Here is a 17,617-nt window from a genome sequence, read left to right as displayed (position 1 = left end):
CTATGAGTTCACGAACTAAGCGCTCCGAGGCCTGCATTGAAACCGCCGGTGGCGGACGAAGGCTTGCAACGACGTTATTCAATCAAAGATTGTACATTGTGGCGGCCGTCGCAGTTTGGTTCCAAACATAGCCTCGTTTCAACACGGCGCCGCCAGACTTAAACATTGTCGCGCCCGAACTGACCTCTTCAGCTTGTTCCCGCAACATGTGTTGCGTGTGTCGTGCGTGATGAGGTGCGTTAATGCGTTTTATTTCCTGGGGGATCGTTGCCGCGTGTGGCTTTTTACTGGCAGGTTCGGCGGCGAAGGCTGCCGAAATCCGTATTCCGGACCTGCCGTCGCCTCACTACAACTGGACCGGATTCTATGCGGGCGTTTACGGCGGCGGTGCGTATGCGGCGTGGGCCGCCGATTACTGCCGAAACGGTGCGTGCCGCCATGCGGAGGGACAGGCGAGCGGCTTCGCCGTCGGCGTTTACGGCGGCTACAATTATCAATTCGCCAGCCGCTTTGTCATCGGCGCCGAATTCGATTGGGGCAAGTCCACTTCGTCACAGGACGAAATCGTCTTTGGCGACAGTGCGTTGCTATCGAGATTCGGCGCGTTCGGCTCCGCTCGCCTGCGCGCCGGCTACGCGTTCGACCGCCTGCTGGCCTTTGGTGCGGTCGGTGTCGGCGTGGCCAGCATCAGCAACGGATATCGCTATACGGTTCAGAGAGGGTGTGACACGCTGGAGCAGGCGATCTGGGACGAGCAGGTCAAGGCAGGGCTGATAGCAGGCGTGGGCATCGAGTATGCTTTCACCAAGCATCTGGTCGCGCGCGGTGAATATCTCTATGCCGATTACGGCAGCGCCACGCTGTCGAGCCGGGACCGCACCCGGGCTGAATTCCGCAACGAGATGCACTTCGTGCGCGTGGGCGCCAGTTATCGGTTCTGATGCTTCGCTCAGGATGGTCCGGCGGCGTTGGCTGCCGGATCATCATGTCGCGATTCTCCATGCGTCTTATCGTGCGCGCGGCGCGGTGATCGCCTTGCGGATTGCTGCGAGTGGCGCGGTGTCGTCGAACTCGAGACCTTCGCCAACCCGCCTCAATCCGAGGTTGCGCCACAGCGCCGCGAGATCGGGCGTCACCGGCTTCGGCCCCATCTCGTTGTGAAGCCGGGTCAGCACGTCGACGCCGACGGCGTTGTCGGCGGTTGCAAGGATGCGCTCGATCGGCCAGTCCTGTTCGTGATTGCCGCCGGCGGCGAGCACGCCGCGCATCGCGTCCTGCAGGCCGAGGCGATTATTGGTGGCCTTGCGGATTTCGATATCGGCGAGCAGGCAGAACATCGCGCCGCCCCAATATTTCCGCCCCCAGGTGCCGGTGTTGTCGAGGCCCTGGTCGCCGGCCTGCGGCAGGCCCTTCGGCATGTCGCGCATCATCGCCTGCCAGATTTCTCGCGCGCCGAGGTCTCCGGCCTGCACCCGCGCGACCGGCTCGACATAGACCGCCAATCCTTCCGAGAGCCACGCGTGGCGGTCGGGCATGTCGGGCAGGGCGGTATGCACCATCTCGTGCACCATCACCCAGTCGCGGCGCAGCACATCCTCGCTTGAATCGCGGCCGAGCGGAATGCGAATGGCGGCGCCGCGATAGCCCCACGTCGTGCCGCCGCGAATGCGGCCTCCATCGACGGGCACCAAGAGCAGCCGGAGCGAGTTGACGGGAAATCGCCCGTAATAGGTCGTCACGGCCCGAGCCGACATCCTGATCCAGTCGAGCAGTTTTTCCCTGGGCAGCATGAAGTCGCCCGGGGCGAACGCGGCATGGATGATGCCGCCGGGCACTTCGATATCGGTTTTGGGCAGCCGGTCGAAAGCGTCGTAGGGCATCCGGTCGCGCATATATTCCGATTGCGCATCGGCGCGGAACGAAATGGCGCTTGCCAGCATCGCGGTGATGACGGCGGCGGCAACGATCCAGCGAAAGGCGCTGGCGACCTTCATCTCAGCACGGTCTGGACCGCAACCGACCGGTCGTGGCCCGGGCGTTGTGCAATGAACGAGGCGGCCTGTTCGTGGAGATCGCCGAGCATGGCGGCGAGCAAGGCTTCGCCCTTGGCCGGCGTCGCCCGTGTCGGATCGCCATAGCTGCCGGAGCGGCTGTAGTTTGGCGAATACGGATCCGACGGCGTCAGTGCGCCCGGCGTCTCCTGGTTCAGGGCGGGGCTGGCTTCGGCGCGCGTCATATCGACCAGATGCGGTGCCAGCGCCAGCATCAGCGACGTTTCCAGTTCATCCGCATGGCTGCCATGGCTCTGTTCGGCCAATTGCCTCGCCACGCGCGGATAGCGCGGACCCTCATGGATCCACAGATGCCTGATCCGCTCGCTGTCGAGGCGCGCCAGTGCGCGATCGACCGGGGCTAACGTGCTGATCCCGGTATTGAGCACCAGCAGCTTTGGAATTCCGCCGGCGAGAATTTGCCCCGCAATCTCGCGCACCAGCGCCTCGAAGGTTGAAATCGACAGGCTGCTGCTGCCGGCATATTCGACGAAGGCGGGATAATGGCCGTACGTCAGCGTCGGCCAGATCAGCGCGTCGATCTTTTCCGCCATCTTGGCCGCGAGCCATTCGGCCTGGATGCGGTCGGTGTTGAGCGGGAGGTGGAAGCCGTGCTGCTTGGCGGCGGCGCCGATTGGCAATATGGCCACCGCGCCACTACCGATGCGCCGCGCGACCTCGTCCCAGTGCATGCGCTCGATGAAGTGGCGATCGGTGTCTATTCCCATTCGCCGAGCGCTCCCCTTCATGAGCCGACGGAAACATCCGTCAAAAGTCCCGCCGTGATCCAGCCGTGCAGATAGCCGGCGCCGCGGCCTGCCGCGCTGTCGGGGTCGTCATAGGTCGCGAGCATTTCGCAGAGCACGCCGAACGGAATGCCGTTCGCGGCCTCATCCCACATCATCGCCACTTCCGCCGAAAGCTCGCGGAACATCGGCGTAACGTCCTGACGCCAGATCAGAAGATGCGCCGGCTGCTCCAGTGCGGTCGCGTCCGGCGGCGTTTCGTCGTTCTTGAGCGCGAGCCAGATCGCAGCCGCATTGGTTGCAAGATCGAGCCTGAAGACACTGGGATGCGGCTGAAACCTCAGGCCCGACCATGCTTCGGGCGCAAAGCGTGCCATGTCGGTCAGTTCGACCACCTTGCTTTCCGCGGCGTCGAAGGCGTCGTTGAGCGCCTTTTCCAGCGCGGCCAGATCCGACAGTACGGGATGGCCCGAGTAGGGCTTCGCCGATTTCAAAAACTCCGGCAGGCCTTGCGAGAACCAACGCAGGTTCGGATGCGCGGACGGGCGCGCCTTGACATAAGCGTACCCCATCTCGTCGAACATCTCATCGCCGAGATAGAGGTGCAGCAGTTCGTGGTCGTTGCGCATTGCCTCGACCAGCCGCGAGCCGTAGGCATAGCGATAGACGCCGAACAGCGCTTCGCGCTTCTCGCGCGGGCTGTCGAGGATTTCAGCCAGCACCGTATCGTCGCCATCGAGGATGCCGCGCTGAAACTCGGCTTGCTGTCGCGCAAAATCGCTCATTCCGCCTGCGTGCACCTCGGCAAGATTTTTTCGGCCATCTCACGGGTCCTGACAACCTCAAGCAACAATTCATCGAGCGGCGGGATGTTATCGTCGCGCTCGATCATGGTCGAGACCCGGCCAAAACGCCTCAACGCCGTGGCATAGAGATCCCAGACATCCTCGCACACCGGATGGTCGTGGGTGTCGATGATATGGGTGCCCATGTGGCTGTGACCGGCCATGTGAAACTGCACCACGCGATCCGCCGGAATGCCATTGAGGAAAGTCATGGGATCGTAGCCGTGGTTGAAGGCGCTGACATAGACATTGTTGACGTCGAACAGGAGCCAGCATCCGGAGCGGCGCGACAATTCGGAGAGGAATTCCCATTCCGTCATCTCGGAATTGCTGAACTGCACGTAGGTCGAGACGTTCTCGAGCACGATGGCGCGGCCGAGAAAATCCTGTACCAGTTGGACACGGCTGACGACGTGATCGAGCGCTTCCCTGGTGTAGGGGATCGGCAGCAGGTCATGCAGGTTCTTGCCGTGCACGCCGGTCCAGCACAGATGGTCCGATACCCATTTCGGCTCGACGCGCCGGGCAAGATCCTTCAGAGCCTGCAGATATTCGAAGTTCGGCGGGGCCGTTGAGGCGATCGACATCGACACGCCATGCATGACCACGGGGTAGCGTTCGCATATCCGGTCCAGCGTGCGCAGCGGCTGGCCGCCGGGCAGCATATAGTTTTCGCTGATCACCTCGAACCAGTCGATCGGCGGATTGCCGCTCAGGATTTCGTCGTAATGCTGGTGGCGCAAGCCGAGGCCGAAGCCGAGGAAGGGCGGCTTGGCCGATGTCACTGAGCGGTCTGCAAGCGCAGCCGCCGAAGTATCTGGCAATCTGCTTGCGACGTTCATCTCGTCTCCGCTCGAACGGCGCCGCAAACGGCGGCGTGTCCCAAACTGCACCGTCAACCTAGCATGGATGCGAGGCCCGGCCTACACCGGGCCTCGATCGGACCGCGACTTAAGACGGCATATACTTGCCCTTGGCGGCGTCGCACTTTTCCTTGGTCATGGCCGAGAAGCCCTGCCCCTTGCAAGCGTTCTGGCCCTTGCAGGCATTGCTGGCACCCTTGCAAGCGCTCTGGCCCTTGCAGGCATTGGCGCCGACGCACTTACCTTCGCCGGCGGCATAGGCCACGGTCGACACGGTGGCGCCGGCCAGGAACAGGGTGGCTGCAGCGGCAGCGAGGGTGGCGCCGGATTTCGAGGTCATCTTCATTTGTATCCTCCAAAGGAAGTGTGAGGGTGCATCGCCCGCAAGCCGCGACAGTTCCGGCCGACAAACTGCACCCGGAGATAGCTACGTGGCGGGTCTGGATTTAGTTACACGCGAGGCCGATTTTAATTCAGCCGCAGGGTCGAAACAACGAGGGCCCGGCACGCGCTGGGCCCTCGTTGCACCTGATCAGAACGATCAACCCTTGACGAACTTGGCTCCCATGGCGGCGCAAGCCTTCTCGGAGGTCGCCGAGAAGCCTTGGCCCTTGCAGGCGTTCTGGCCCTTGCAGGCGTTGGCCGCGCCCTTGCAGGCGCTCTGGCCCTTGCAGGCATTGCCGGCCATGCACTTGCCCGCGGCGGCGTTCGCAGGCGTCGATACCGTCGACACCACCGAGCCGGCGAGGAACAGGGTGGCGGCGGCAGCGGCGAGCGTCGCGCCGGACTTCGAATTCAACTTCATGACGATCTCCTCGATGATTGTTTGAAGACAAAAAGTGACGCCATGAGACCTGTTGATCGTTCGATCACAGGCCCCGCTGACGCAGGGGAGGGACGGATGGCAATCAGATCGCGGTGGCTTGCCGGAGGACGTCAGGTCTCCGTGATTTGAGTGCTCATCCGAAACCAGCTACGGGGGATGGGGCGATTTGGTTACAGAGTTTCAAAAGAAAATTTTCTTTTTTGCGGTTGGACATTCCGTCCATGTCTAACCCCGGCGGCTTGAGAGTATTTCATTTGCGTGCAGCGGTGATCTCCGCAAGCGCGCGCCGCGCAGAAAGCGCGGCGCTTCAAGGGATTAGCGCAAGCATCGGCGGTCGTTTGCGTTGCACAACGAAATTCGATCCAGCTACCCCCGCACAGGCTTCAGCTTCGCCATCTGCGTGACCGTGGCCCGCAACTCCTCGGCATTGAAGGACGGAAACGAACAGATGCGGTTGCTGCAGGCGAACGCCGCGGGGTTGCCGAGATCGGGATATTCGACGTCGGGGTTGGGCAGCTTGCCCTCGCGCAGATCCAGCCATTCCAGACGCTTGTAGCGGGCCGGCAATGCACGGGCTAAGGCGTGCAGGTCTTTCGCGCGGGCGTCGTCCTTGTGTCCGACGATTGTCACGTGGGTGGGCTCGACCGCGAGTTCTTCGTCGGCGAGCAGAACGCCGGGCAGGGGACGCATCATCCCGGCCGAAGCGCTGGCGAGATAGCTCATCGCATGCGTGGCCTCTTCGCGATAGGCCTCGTTGCCGAAGTAGCGGTTGAGCAGGTTCATGAAGCGGGCGACCGCGACCTGATCGTCGATCAGCTTGGCGGGCTTGGCGAGCACACCGGTTTTGCCTTCCGCCGTCTTCGAAGTCACGAAGCCGCCGGCCTCATCGTGGAAGGTCGCGACGAATTCGCCGGCCTTGGCGGCTCTGGTGAGCCAGTCGCGATTTCCCGTGACGGCATAGAGATCGAGAAAGGCATGGCCCATCGCCAGCGTGTCGCCGATGAATGGCCCGCCGCGATCCTTCTCGCCATGACGGAAGCCGCCATCGGGGAGCGCGCGGTTGTCGATCACCCATTTCGCCGCGCGTTCTGCGGTCGCCAGCACCCTCGGATCGTTGGTGACGTTGTAGTAGGCCGAAAGCCCCGAGATCGCCCAGCCGTTTTCGCGCGCATACAGATTCTTGTCGATGCGCGGCATGCCGAGCTTGCGTCGCTCGCCGTCCGATAGCGCGTAGTATGTGTGCCCATCGGTGTCGTGATCGAGATCGGCATCCTGGCTGACATAGAACGCGCCGTTCGGGCTCTTGAGAAACTCGGCGAGATAGCGTTCGATGTTGCGTGCGGCGGCAAGATATTTCGGATCCTTCCACAGCGCATAGGCCTGGCTGTATTGCCGGAGATATTGCGCCTGGAACGACATGATCTTTTCGAAATGCGCCTGCGTCCAGGAGCCCGCTTCGGAATATTGGTACACGCCGCCCCAGACCGGATCGATCAGCGCGATGGCGGCATCGAGCGTCTGCCGGGCGCGCTTGGCCGCCATGGCGTCGCCGGACTCGGCGCGGGTGATCGCAAGGTCCATGCTGTCGGCGTCGATGTATTTCTGGTTCTCGCCCCAGCCGCCGAGTTTTTCCTCATAGGATTCATCGACATTCTTCGTCAGCGCAGCTCGCTGTTCCTTGTCGAGGAAGGCGGCGGTCGATGGCTTCACCTCAAAGGCTTCGCCGACTGACGGTCCGGGCGAGGGATCGTCGATGATCGCCTTGAGCAGCGCCCGCATCCGCTCGGGCTCGATATATCCCCTGATCTTGGCGATCTCGGTGCCGTCGGGGCCGAACATGATGGTCGCCGGCCAGCCCCAGTCGCCATAGCGGCTCGACAGATCGGGGTTGGCGTCCTGATCGACCCGCACCGGCAGATATTTCGCGGCGAGCAATTCCCTGACCTCGGGATTGGCGTAGGTCGTCTTCTCCATGACGTGGCACCAGTGGCACCACACCGCCTCGAGATCGAGAATGACGAAACGCTGTTCGGCCTGCGCGCGCGCGAACAGATCGTCGCTCCAGTCGCTCCATTTGGGCCCGTCCGAAGCAAACGACGGCGATGCCGCTAGCGCGGCAAGTGCGAAGGCGGCAATGCGGACGAATTTCATGGTAGCTCCCGGAAGCGTGGCGTTTTCTCCAGCTACGCAGCCAGCGAGATCAGGGCTCAAGCATTGGCCGATGTCACGGGATTGTGAGTGTCAGGTTGAAGCTTTGGGCTGACCGCTGGCATTCAGCAGCAGCCGATCCAGTGAAGCCGCGCCCGGGCCGGCAATCGCAAGCCACATGAAGCCGGCGAAGTAGGCAGCTTCCTCAAAACCGAGCAGCGTCTCCAGCGAGTCGACATCGCCCCATTTCGCCGACTGGATGGCGACGACCATGACCACCGCCAGCATCGCGGCCGGGATTCGCGCGAACAGGCCGAGGATCAGCATCGCACCGCCGAAGAATTCGACACCCGCCACAAAGGGGGTGAGGATGTTGGGAAACGGAATGCCCCAGCCGATAAAGTTTTCGGTGACCTGCGCCAGATGATTGAGCTTGCCCCAGCCGGCCAGCATGAAGGTGTAACCGACGATGAGCCGCATGATCAGGGGGCCGGCCCACGAAAAATGCGAGGCGATCTGCGCGGGCAGCAGGATGAGCAGATTGACGACGGAATACATGCGAACCCCCTTCAAGTATTTTGGCGACGCGAAGCCGCGACCTGCGGCTACGTCGCGGCCGCGGTGGCCGCAGTCTGGTCCTGACAGGAATTTCGTTGGCGCCGGCCCGCTTGTTACGGGGCCTTAGCCGAAATTTTGCAAGGCGGGGAAAGTCTCCAGCAGCCAAATGCTGACGTTGGTGACGGCGCCGGTCAGGAAGCCGATGCCGGTGATCACCATCAGGATCCCCATGGCATGCTCGACCTTGGCGAGGTGTCGCTTCATCCGCGCAAACAGCGAGGAGAACTGCTCGATCATGAAGGCTGCCAGCAGGAACGGGATTCCGAGCCCGGCGGAATAGACCGCGAGCAGGCCCGCGCCCTTGGTCACGGTGGCCTCGGCGGCCGCAATCGACAGGATCGCCGCCAGAATGGGGCCGATGCAGGGGGTCCAGCCGAAGGCGAAGGCGAGCCCCATGGCATAGGCGCCCCAGAGGCCGACCGGTTTCGGCATCGGCATCCGCCCCTCGCGCATCAACAGTCCGATCCGGGTCAGGCCGAGGAAGTGCAGGCCCATGATGATGATCACGATGCCGGCCACGATCGAGAGCTCCGCCGACCAGGCGCGGATCAGGCCGCCGATCAGCGAGGCGCTGGCGCCAAGCGCCACGAAGACGGTGGAAAAGCCGAGCACGAACATCAGCGCCGAAGCCATCACCGCGCGCTTTGATGCCTGCGTCGTCTCGGCATTGGCGACCTGCTCGATGGTCGCGCCGGTGAGATAGATCAGATAGGGCGGCACCAGGGGCAGCACGCAGGGGGACAGAAAGCTGACGAGACCGGCAATCAGGGCCGCCGGGATGGAAACATCGTGCATTGCATGACCTTCGAGAATTGCCGCAAGGCATAGCGCCGTCTTCGCTTGTACGGAACAGGCAATCGATAAGTTTCGTCGTCATTACGGCTCAACTGCGGTCACAGAGCCGTGTCCGGGGCGCCGAAATTGCCTCGCTGGCGAAACAGACGCTGGTATGGTCCCGTATTGCGGTAATCAGACCATCATCGGGACCCCTGTATGCGCCTCGGCATCCGCACCGCCATTTCCGCCCTCGTGCTGACGTCGATCGTCGTCAGTGCCGTCGGCGTGCATCTTTTGTGGTGGCGCACCGCCCATCAGGTCAGCCAGACGCTCGCCAACACCATCAACGACCAGATCGTATCCGCGGTCGGCGACGAACTGCAGTCGGTCACGACCGAGGCGCGCTCCTCCATGATGGCGGTGCGAACGCTGCTGGCCGAAAAAGTGTTCGACCCGCGCGACGCCCGAAAACGCGAGATCGTTTTCCGCTCGCAGTTGCTGTCGCAACCGACGATCTCCTGGGTGGCATTTGGATGGCCGGACGGCTCGTTCTTTGCCGGGCACAAGCTCGGCGACAACGTCATCGAAATGCTCGAAATCACGCCCGACCGAAATTTGCGCATCAATCGCTACGAATTCGTCGGTAACGATCTTCGGCTCAAGGCGAGCTGGTTCGAAGACACCGACTATTCCGTGCCCGAGCAGGAATGGTTTCGGGTCGCCAAGGAGACCAACGACGAACACTGGTCGACGCTGACGACGCATCCGCGCGGGGAGCGGCTGGCGGCGGCCTTTTCTGCCCCGATCGAAATCGATCAGAAACCGGCCGGCGTCGTTGCGATCATCATTGAGCTGACCCGCGTCTCGAATTTTCTGTCGCAGCTCACGGTCGGCAAGTCCGCGGGCGCCTTCATTCTCGAGCGGGACGGCAAGGTGGTGGCCTCGCCCGATCCTGATGCCAGCGAACTGGTGGCGCTGAAGACCGATCATCCGCTGTTTCCGGTCGCCGTCGAAGCGATCCGGAATGCGGGCAGCGCCTACGAACCCGGCGAGGGCCAGCCGTTCAACACGACGGTGACGCGGGACGGCAAGGCCTATCAGGCCGTGATTACGCCGATATCGTTTCCGGGCTGGTCGCTGGTGACGGTGGTGCCGGAATCGGAATTTCTCGGACCGGTTCAGATGACGATCCGAAACCTGCTGATCGGGCTTGCGGTGCTGATCGTTTTTGCCGGGCTATTGTCGGCATGGCTCGCCCAGCGCCTGATCGCAGCTCCCCTGATCAAGGTGGTGAACGAGATCCGGCATGTGGAGCGTTTCGACCTCGACAAGGTGCAGCGGCATCCGTCGCGGCTGGCCGAGATCGGAAACCTGTCGGGCGCGATCGGCGACATGGCGCAAGGGCTTGCCGCTTTCGGAAAATACATTCCGGCCGACCTGGTCAAACGGCTGATCAGCGACGGCAGCGGCGCGCGGCTTGGCGGCGCGGTGCGGCCGATGAGCGTGATGTTCATCGATCTGGCCGGCTTCACCGGCTTATCGGAGCGGCTCGGCGACCGCATCATCCCGCTGCTGTCGCGCTATTTCGATTGCGTCTCGGCGCAGATTCAAAACCAGAACGGCACCATCGACAAATTCATCGGCGACGCCGTGATGGCGTTCTGGGGTGCGCCGTCGCCCAACCCCGATCATGCCGTTGATTGCTGCCGGGCGGCCTTGGCGTGCCGGCGCGCGGTGGAGGAGGCAGGTCTCGTCGACGACTGCGGTCGGCCGGTCAGGATACGCATCGGCATCAATTCCGGCGACATGCTGGTCGGCAATATCGGATCGGAGGTGCGGCTGAACTACACCGTGATCGGCGATGCCGTGAATATTGCGAGCCGGCTGGAGAGCACCAACAAGGCGTACGGCTCCACGATCATCATCGGCCCCGAAACGCGAAGGCTCGCCGGGAAGAGCATCGTGGTTCGCGAACTCGACCGGCTGGCGGTCTATGGCCGTGCGGGCGGTTTGCAGATCTATGAATTGCTTGATATGGCCGGCGATATCGGTGCACCCGCCTGGGTGGCTTCGTACGAGGCCGGCCTTGCCGCCTGGCGGGCGCGGGATTTCCCGGCTGCAATCGGCGCGTTCGAGAAGGTGCTGGAAATCCGCGAGCACGATGCAGCGTCGGCGACGATGATTGAGCGCTGCAGGCAGCAGCTCGAAAATCCGGCCGGCGAAGATTGGGACGACACGACGGTGGCGCGGACCAAGTAGCCCGACGCGGCTTTGCCGCCTTGCCTGCGAGGGCGGTTTGGCCATAGAGAAGTGCCGGCCTTGACGCTGCATTCGCCAGCGATCGATAGGGAAGCCGTTCCGCGTTGAAAGTGCTGTTGACCCATACGCCGCAGTCGCGCGCCCAGTACTACGGCGACTGTAGTCTTGCCGGGCTGCAGGCCGTCGCGCAGGTGAAGTTGCATGAAGCAAGCGACGCGCTCGACGCGGCTGGCCTGATCGAGGCCGCCCGCGATGTCGATATCATCGTGGCCGACCGGCTCACCGCGGGTCCGGGCGAGATATTTTTGAAGCTGCCAATGCTGCGCGCCTTCGTTCGTTGCGCGGTCGACATCCGCAACGTCGACGTCGAAGCCGCTTCGGCCGCCGGCGTTCTGGTCACACGGGCGGGACCCGGTTTCATTCAATCGGTCGCCGAACTCGCGCTCGGCTTCATGGTCGATCTGTCGCGCGGGGTTTCACGTGCGACCGCCGACTACCATGCCGGGCGCAAGCCGGAGGTCATCATGGGCCGGCAACTGGCCGGTAGCCGCCTCGGCATCATCGGTTATGGCAGCATCGGCCGTTACCTGGCTGATATCGCCAAGGTGTTGGGCATGGAGATCATGGTCGCCGATCCCTTTGCGACCGTCAGCGATGCCGCGATCCGGCATGTGCCGCTCGACGAACTGCTGGCGCGCTCTGACTATGTCGTCTGCCTCGCGGTCGCCAATGAGCAAACCGAAAACCTGATCGGGCAGGCGGCGCTGGCGCGCATGCAGCCGCACGCCTTCTTCATCAACCTGTCGCGCGGCAATCTCGTCGACGAGGCGGCGTTGTCAGCGGCGCTCCGCGAGAAGCGCATCGCCGGCGCCGCGATGGATGTCGGCCGCGCGCTGGACCAGATGCCGTCGCCGGAGATCGCAAGCCTGCCGAACGTCATCGCAACCCCACATGTCGGCGGCCTGACGCCGCCGGCGATCGAGAGCCAGTCGCTGGAAACGGTGCGGCAGGTGGAAGCCATCATTGCCGGCGAGGTGCCTGCCGGCGCGGTCAATACGGATTGTTGGAGGCGACGCCCCTGATGCCGCGATGATCGCAATGCTCGGCCGTGCGGGCGGCCGATTTTAGCCGGCCGGCCGCAGATCCACCGATTTCAACCGAAACGATGAGCGCAACGCACCGGCTGGTAGATTTCCTGACTGTTATCTGCGCCGCGCTCGCGGTCGCGATAGGAGCACAGTTTGTTAACAAGTTGAGCAAAGTCCGATCCGGTATGCATGGCGTCGCTGAATGTCTCCAGCGCATGAAGTGTCTTGAACGACCAGATTGTGCGATACAACCCGCTGTGCTTTTCGCTAGTTGCTGAAACTGCATAGGTGCCGCGGTAGCTGACGTCATCTGGCTCATATTGTACAATTTTCGTCTCATTGACGATCAGCCAGTTTTTAAACTCTTCGTGCTTGTCGAATGGAACGTCGTAACCCCATTCAATCACAAGCGCGCCCAGCAGGGTGCTGTCCGCGAGGAGCTGTGTAATCTCTGCCTGGTTCGCATCATGCTTGAGGAGATCGCAGAAAGGGAAATAGCCTCCCGATCGCACCTCCGGCTCGATTGGCTTAACGGTTGGAGTGGTTAGCCGGTTGCCTGCGATAAGGTCGGCAACGAGCCGTGTCGGATCGACGTTGCTCATTTCAGTCCTCCTCAATCTGTTACGTTCAACTCAATCAAGCCCTGGTCATGCAAATTCTTGATACCAATTGTGAGATGGCGATCGGCCTCGCGCTCGGACATCTGATCCGCTACGCTTTTTCGATACCTTTGCGCAACGTGGTCGGGACTGCTGCCATCGCAAAGCTCAAATATGAGCCAAGCATTGAGGTTCAGCATGAAGAGTTTCGGCGGATTAGGCCGAAACACCACGCAACTCTTCATCTCTTCAACGGGGCGGACCCGGAGGTTTGGGGTGTGGCTGTAGCAGCCATTCGGGGAGGACACGCAAGTCGACTCCATGGTTGAGCGTTCGGTCAAATGGATCCGGCGCGTCCCACGCGCCATGAAATGCGTAAGCAGTAGAACGGCATCCACCGTGAGACCCTTGGCTCGATGAGCAGCTAGGGCACGTCTCCTTAACCCGGCCTGCTCTCAACTCGCGGTACAGCGGATGTTCCCACGTCTCCATAAAGGAGACATTCTTGATATTTCCGTAGTCAACGTACTCCCGGAGATAAGCGCATCCTATCGAGTCCCCGAAGGCATTGACCGCGGCCATTTGCCAGCACGAGTTGCCGTCATTTGGATGCCATGACTGCATCAGTTTCATGCCGGCAGGCAATCGCAGTGCGTCGAGCGCCGCATGCATTTCGTCGAGCGACAGGGAAAATTCGTTCCAGCGGTATTTAAAGCGACCAAGCGGATAAGGCCGCAAAACGCCGGCCGTCTTCACGCCGAGCCGGTGAGCAAGGTCAATGTAGCCTTGCAGGTCATCGACATTCTTGCGGTTAAGGATGGTGAGCAGTTGCGTTTCAATCCCTGCTTCCACCAAGTATGTGACTGCTTCACAGGCGCGCGCATGGCTGCCCTGCGTGCCGGTGAAGTAGTCGTGCACCTTGGCATGTGGGCTAAGAATATCGACGAGCACGATCGCAACGCCGATCTCCTTGAGTCTGGCGGCGACATCGCGCGTTATGAGTGTGCCGTTGGTCCGAATCTCAGTGAAGAAGCGGTTCGATGCGGAAGCGAGGAAGGGCAGGAAGTCCGGCCGATGAAATGGTTCGCCTCCTTCAATGTAGAGATAAACCACGCCCAACTCGGCAATTTCATCAAGGAAGCGACTCCACTCCTCACTGTTCAACTCGGACGACGCCTTCTCCGATGAACAATCGGCATAGCAATGTTGGCAGGAGAGATTGCAGGTCTCGGTGTAGCAAATTGTAAGCTTGAGCGGCTTCTGAAGCGCAAAGGGATTTTGTATGGGGCCCATGACGGCTGACCCTGCTTCTGCGCCGCGATCCGATCGCGTCGTGGGCCTATCTCGCGCAAGATTGTAATGCTAAGCTGGCATAAGATATTCAAATTGGCAAGCCTTAAGCCTGCAGTCATTCATATGCAATGCCCTGGTTGCGGTCGTTCGAATCCGGAAACAGCGCGCTTCTGCTCCCAATGTGGCGCGAGGCTGCATCTGGTCTGCGAGGCCTGTAGCTTCGAAAGCCCAGCTGGGTCTCGATTTTGTGGCCAGTGTGGTGCGCCACTTTCAGATCCCTTGGATGCTCAGCGCCTGGATCATCCCACATCAACGGGGCCGTCTGGCGCGACGAGCCATGATCAGCGCCCCGAGCGACGGCAGGTCACCGCGCTTTTCATTGACATGATCGGGTCGACCGATCTGTCGGTTCAACTCGATGAGGAGGAGTTCAGAGATATCATCTTCAGCTATCGGGACACCTGCGCAAACGCGGTACGACGCTTTGATGGCACCATCATTCGCTATGTCGGAGATGGGCTTCTTGTATGTTTCGGTTTTCCTGTAGCGCACGAGGATGATCCAGTCAGAGCCGTGCGCGCAGCCCTGTCGCTTCTGAACGACATGCGTCAACTTAATAGCCGGGAATCGTCGTCCAAGCCGCTGATCCACCTGCGCATGGGTATGCATACAGGCATTGTTATTGCCGGTGATTTGCGATCATCGGGAACGTTCGAGACAATGGGTATCCTCGGCGATACCCCCAACATCGCGTCCCGACTGCAACAAATCGCACCTCCGGATACCTTGGTAATTTCCGAAACGACCGCTCGGCTCGTCGGCAACCTGTTCGAACTTCAAGGCCTGGGACAGCACCTAATCCGCGGTACACAGGAAGCAACTAACCTTTACCAGGTTGTCGCTGAAAAGTTGGATTTCGGTCGTGATACGCTGCGCGCTGTCCACCCGATGGTTGGGCGCAGTCACGAGCTTGCCCTTCTGCAGGACCGTTTTGCTCAGACCATCGATGGAGAGGGACAACTAGTCCTCATTGCGGCTGAAGCTGGTGCGGGCAAGACACGCTTGGTACGCGAGTTCAAGGAAGCGCTTGCAGGCACGAAAGTATCGTCCGTCACCTGCTATTGCTCAGCGTACAATCAGTCGAGCGCGCTGTATCCAATTATTGAGTTGATCCGCCGCGCGCTGAGCTTGGATAGTCTCGGAACCATCGAGGACAAGCTTGCGAGTATTGAAAAGGCCTTTGCCGGATTGGACTCCGTTACCCCCGCGGCCGCTGAGCTGATAGCTGAACTTCTCGAACTGCCAGTGTCGTCACCGATGCACGAATTGGCCCCTTCACAGCGTCGCGAGCTCTTGCTTGAGGTCCTCACACACTGGTTGCTTAGACAATCTGAACAGCTACCAGTCCTATTTATTGTTGAAGATCTTCATTGGGCTGATGCTTCGACAAGCAGCCTGCTCGCCCGGCTAATTCAGCGAATTTCGGCTCGGCAGGTAATGGCAATTTTCACGTTCCGACCGGAATTTAAGGCTGAGTGGATGCTGGAAGCGCAGGGGACGCGCCTCGGCCTCCGCCACCTCTCTCCGATCGAGGCTCGAACATTGGTCAAGCAAATCGTCGGGGCCGCGACCATCCCGACCGATGTGATCGAGCTGATCGTTACAAAGACGGGTGGCATACCGCTCTTCATCGAGGAGCTGACCAAGACGGTGGTTGAGGGCAATGTGTCCGCGAGCAGCGAGGATGATCTGCGACTTGCATCTGCCGTGGACAGCATTCCCTCGACGCTGAGGGGGTCACTGGCTGCCCGGCTGGATCGTCTTAAGGTCGCGAAACCGCTGGCGCAAATTGCTGCAACATTTGGCCGTGTTTTTGATGGGGAAGTTCTAAGTGCGATCACCGGCGAGAGCGAGGCGGAACTTCGCCATCGACTGGCTGAGCTCCTGCGCGAGGATTTCCTGCAGCAGCACGGAATACTCGGCCAAGCCAAGTATTCGTTCCGGCATGCGCTCATTCAAGACGCCGCATACGACTCGCTACTGAAAAGCGAGCGTCAGGCACTACATCGCAAGATTGCGGAGGTTCTGTCGAGCCGGTTTCCAGCCGTGGTCGCGGCGACGCCTGAAGTCGTTGCTCAGCATTACGCAGCCGCGAACCTCATTGAACCCGCCATATTGCATTGGGAAGCAGCGGGAAAAAAGGCTGCGGAGCGCTCGGCGAACGTGGAAGCCGCCAGTCACTTTGCGAGCGCACTGGCTGCACTGCGGCGCCTTCCTGATACAGTCGAGCGCGCGCGTCGCGAGCTCTCGCTGGAGATTGATCGGGGATCGCAGCTTCTCGCCACGAAGGGTAATGCTGCACCCGAGGTCGAAACGGTTTTCTCTCGCGCTTGCGAACTGAGCGAGCGGCTCGGGGAGCATCGCATGCTCTTTCGAGCCCTCTACGGACTCATGATGTTCTGCATCGTTCGAGGTCAGCTTGAGAAGGCGAAGACGCTGGGCGTGCGTCTGGTTGAACAAGCAGAACTGGCAAATGACCGCGATCTTCTGCTGCAGGCAAAGCGGCCGCTTGGGCTCACTCTTTTCTATCTTGGTCAATTCGCAGTTGCAAAAGCAACTCTTGAGGAGGCGCTCCGGCTCTATGATCCGGACCGGCACCATCATCACCGGTTTGAGTATGGTTCGGATCCTGCTGTTTTAGCCCAATGCAATCTCGCGTGGACTGAGTGGTTTTTGGGCTTGGCAGACAGTGCCGTGGTGGACAGTGCTCAGGCGATCGATAGAGCCGTTCAACTCGATCATCCCCACAGTCTTGGGTTTGCGTTGAGCTTCGAAGCTTCGATTCGACAGGCGCGAGGCGAGCCAGTCGAGGCCCTCGAAGCCGCCGAGCGAGCCATCAATGTCGGGCGTAAATATCGCTTTCCATATTGGAGTGCATGGGGCCAAATGCTGCGGGGCTGGGCCGTCGGCAAACTCGGCGACTTGCGAGAAGGCGCTGCAGAGATCGAGCAGGGTCTTGCGGACTATCGTGCAACGGGCGCAGAGCTCATGCGGCCATATGGCCTGATGCTGCTCGCCGAGACTGTTGCGGCAGACGGCGATGCGCAGCATGCACTTCATCTGCTCGATGAAGTCGTCGTGACCATATCGACGAACAAGACATTATTCTGCGAACCAGAATTACACAGACTCCGAGGCGAGCTGATTCTTGCTGGAAACCGCGGAAGTTCGAAGGCTCTCGATCTTATCCGAAGAGCCGCAGACCTCGCGCACGAAATGGGTGCCCAGGCGCTGGAATTGCGGGCGATACTCAGCTTGGCGTCGGCTACACAGGGCGATGAACGCGCCGCTATCTTGGAGAGGTTAAGCCGGCTCTACGGGCAAATGGCCGAAGGATTTGGCACGGCAGATATGATTTCGGCGGCTCGCCTGCTAAGTCTGACAACGGGACAGAATACGAACGCCTGATCCTGGGCCTCGAAGAACAGTACTCCGCACAGTCAT

The 17,617-nt window shown here is 61.1% G+C and carries 16 protein-coding genes; 4 read left to right on the top strand and 12 right to left on the bottom strand.

From position 1 onward, the window contains the following. The first annotated feature begins 242 nt into the window (after positions 1–242). Complete coding sequence (locus tag V1278_RS31350; RefSeq protein ID WP_334383410.1) at positions 243–941, top strand: outer membrane protein; 699 nt, start codon at positions 243–245, stop codon at positions 939–941. 66 nt (positions 942–1,007) lie between these two features. On the opposite strand, the gene V1278_RS31345 is transcribed toward V1278_RS31350, so the two are convergent. From V1278_RS31345 to V1278_RS31305, 9 genes are all read right to left on the bottom strand, one after another. After that, entirely contained in the window at positions 1,008–1,994 is a 987-nt protein-coding gene (locus tag V1278_RS31345; RefSeq protein ID WP_334383409.1) for a hypothetical protein, read from the bottom strand. Continuing rightward, positions 1,991–2,779: a creatininase family protein gene (locus V1278_RS31340; RefSeq protein ID WP_334367457.1), complete on the bottom strand. Its 789-nt coding sequence runs from the start codon at positions 2,777–2,779 to the stop codon at positions 1,991–1,993. Before V1278_RS31340 ends, V1278_RS31345 begins: the two co-directional genes overlap by 4 nt. 17 nt (positions 2,780–2,796) lie before the next feature. Beyond that, a complete protein-coding gene (locus V1278_RS31335) occupies positions 2,797–3,582 on the bottom strand; it encodes a DNA-binding domain-containing protein (RefSeq protein ID WP_334383408.1) in 786 nt (261 codons plus the stop codon). Next, entirely contained in the window at positions 3,579–4,484 is a 906-nt protein-coding gene (bufB, locus tag V1278_RS31330) for an MNIO family bufferin maturase (RefSeq protein ID WP_334383407.1), read from the bottom strand. The genes V1278_RS31335 and bufB overlap by 4 nt, the downstream gene beginning before the upstream one ends. Positions 4,485–4,593: 109 nt before the next feature. Beyond that, positions 4,594–4,851 (bottom strand): BufA2 family periplasmic bufferin-type metallophore, encoded by a 258-nt coding sequence (gene bufA2, locus V1278_RS31325; RefSeq protein WP_057846977.1) that lies wholly within the window; start codon positions 4,849–4,851, stop codon positions 4,594–4,596. Between the two features lie 195 nt (positions 4,852–5,046). Then, positions 5,047–5,310, bottom strand: a complete 264-nt coding sequence (gene bufA2 / locus V1278_RS31320) for a BufA2 family periplasmic bufferin-type metallophore (RefSeq protein WP_176722064.1) — start codon at positions 5,308–5,310, stop codon at positions 5,047–5,049. Between the two features lie 387 nt (positions 5,311–5,697). Continuing rightward, positions 5,698–7,482, bottom strand: coding sequence for a thioredoxin domain-containing protein (locus V1278_RS31315; RefSeq protein ID WP_334383406.1), 1,785 nt, complete (start codon positions 7,480–7,482; stop codon positions 5,698–5,700). A 90-nt stretch (positions 7,483–7,572) separates the two neighbouring features. Further along, positions 7,573–8,037, bottom strand: coding sequence for a DoxX family protein (locus V1278_RS31310; protein WP_334367463.1), 465 nt, complete (start codon positions 8,035–8,037; stop codon positions 7,573–7,575). A 123-nt stretch (positions 8,038–8,160) separates the two neighbouring features. Continuing rightward, positions 8,161–8,892: a cytochrome c biogenesis CcdA family protein gene (locus V1278_RS31305; protein ID WP_334367464.1), complete on the bottom strand. Its 732-nt coding sequence runs from the start codon at positions 8,890–8,892 to the stop codon at positions 8,161–8,163. 198 nt (positions 8,893–9,090) lie between these two features. On the opposite strand from V1278_RS31305, the gene V1278_RS31300 reads away from it, so the two are divergent. Both V1278_RS31300 and V1278_RS31295 read left to right on the top strand, forming a co-directional pair. Then, a complete protein-coding gene (locus V1278_RS31300) occupies positions 9,091–11,133 on the top strand; it encodes an adenylate/guanylate cyclase domain-containing protein (protein WP_334383405.1) in 2,043 nt (680 codons plus the stop codon). A gap of 104 nt (positions 11,134–11,237) precedes the next feature. Beyond that, positions 11,238–12,215: an NAD(P)-dependent oxidoreductase gene (locus V1278_RS31295; RefSeq protein ID WP_334383404.1), complete on the top strand. Its 978-nt coding sequence runs from the start codon at positions 11,238–11,240 to the stop codon at positions 12,213–12,215. Between the two features lie 71 nt (positions 12,216–12,286). Here the strand turns inward: V1278_RS31295 and V1278_RS31290 are convergent, their stop codons facing one another. From V1278_RS31290 to V1278_RS31280, 3 genes are read right to left on the bottom strand one after another with little or no spacing between them, the layout of a single operon-like run. Continuing rightward, positions 12,287–12,823: a hypothetical protein gene (locus V1278_RS31290; RefSeq protein ID WP_334367467.1), complete on the bottom strand. Its 537-nt coding sequence runs from the start codon at positions 12,821–12,823 to the stop codon at positions 12,287–12,289. 11 nt (positions 12,824–12,834) lie between these two features. Next, complete coding sequence (locus V1278_RS31285; protein WP_334367468.1) at positions 12,835–13,020, bottom strand: PqqD family protein; 186 nt, start codon at positions 13,018–13,020, stop codon at positions 12,835–12,837. 49 nt (positions 13,021–13,069) lie between these two features. Further along, entirely contained in the window at positions 13,070–14,113 is a 1,044-nt protein-coding gene (locus tag V1278_RS31280; RefSeq protein WP_334383403.1) for a radical SAM protein, read from the bottom strand. A gap of 66 nt (positions 14,114–14,179) precedes the next feature. On the opposite strand from V1278_RS31280, the gene V1278_RS31275 reads away from it, so the two are divergent. Continuing rightward, on the top strand, positions 14,180–17,581 hold the full coding sequence (locus V1278_RS31275) for an adenylate/guanylate cyclase domain-containing protein (protein WP_334383402.1): 3,402 nt from the start codon (positions 14,180–14,182) through the stop codon (positions 17,579–17,581). Positions 17,582–17,617 lie beyond the last annotated feature (36 nt).

Source organism: Bradyrhizobium sp. AZCC 1577 (genome assembly GCF_036924575.1).
GTDB lineage: Bacteria > Pseudomonadota > Alphaproteobacteria > Rhizobiales > Xanthobacteraceae > Bradyrhizobium.
Note: the sequence above shows the minus strand (reverse complement) of the source record. Positions and strands in the feature narration are given on the sequence as shown.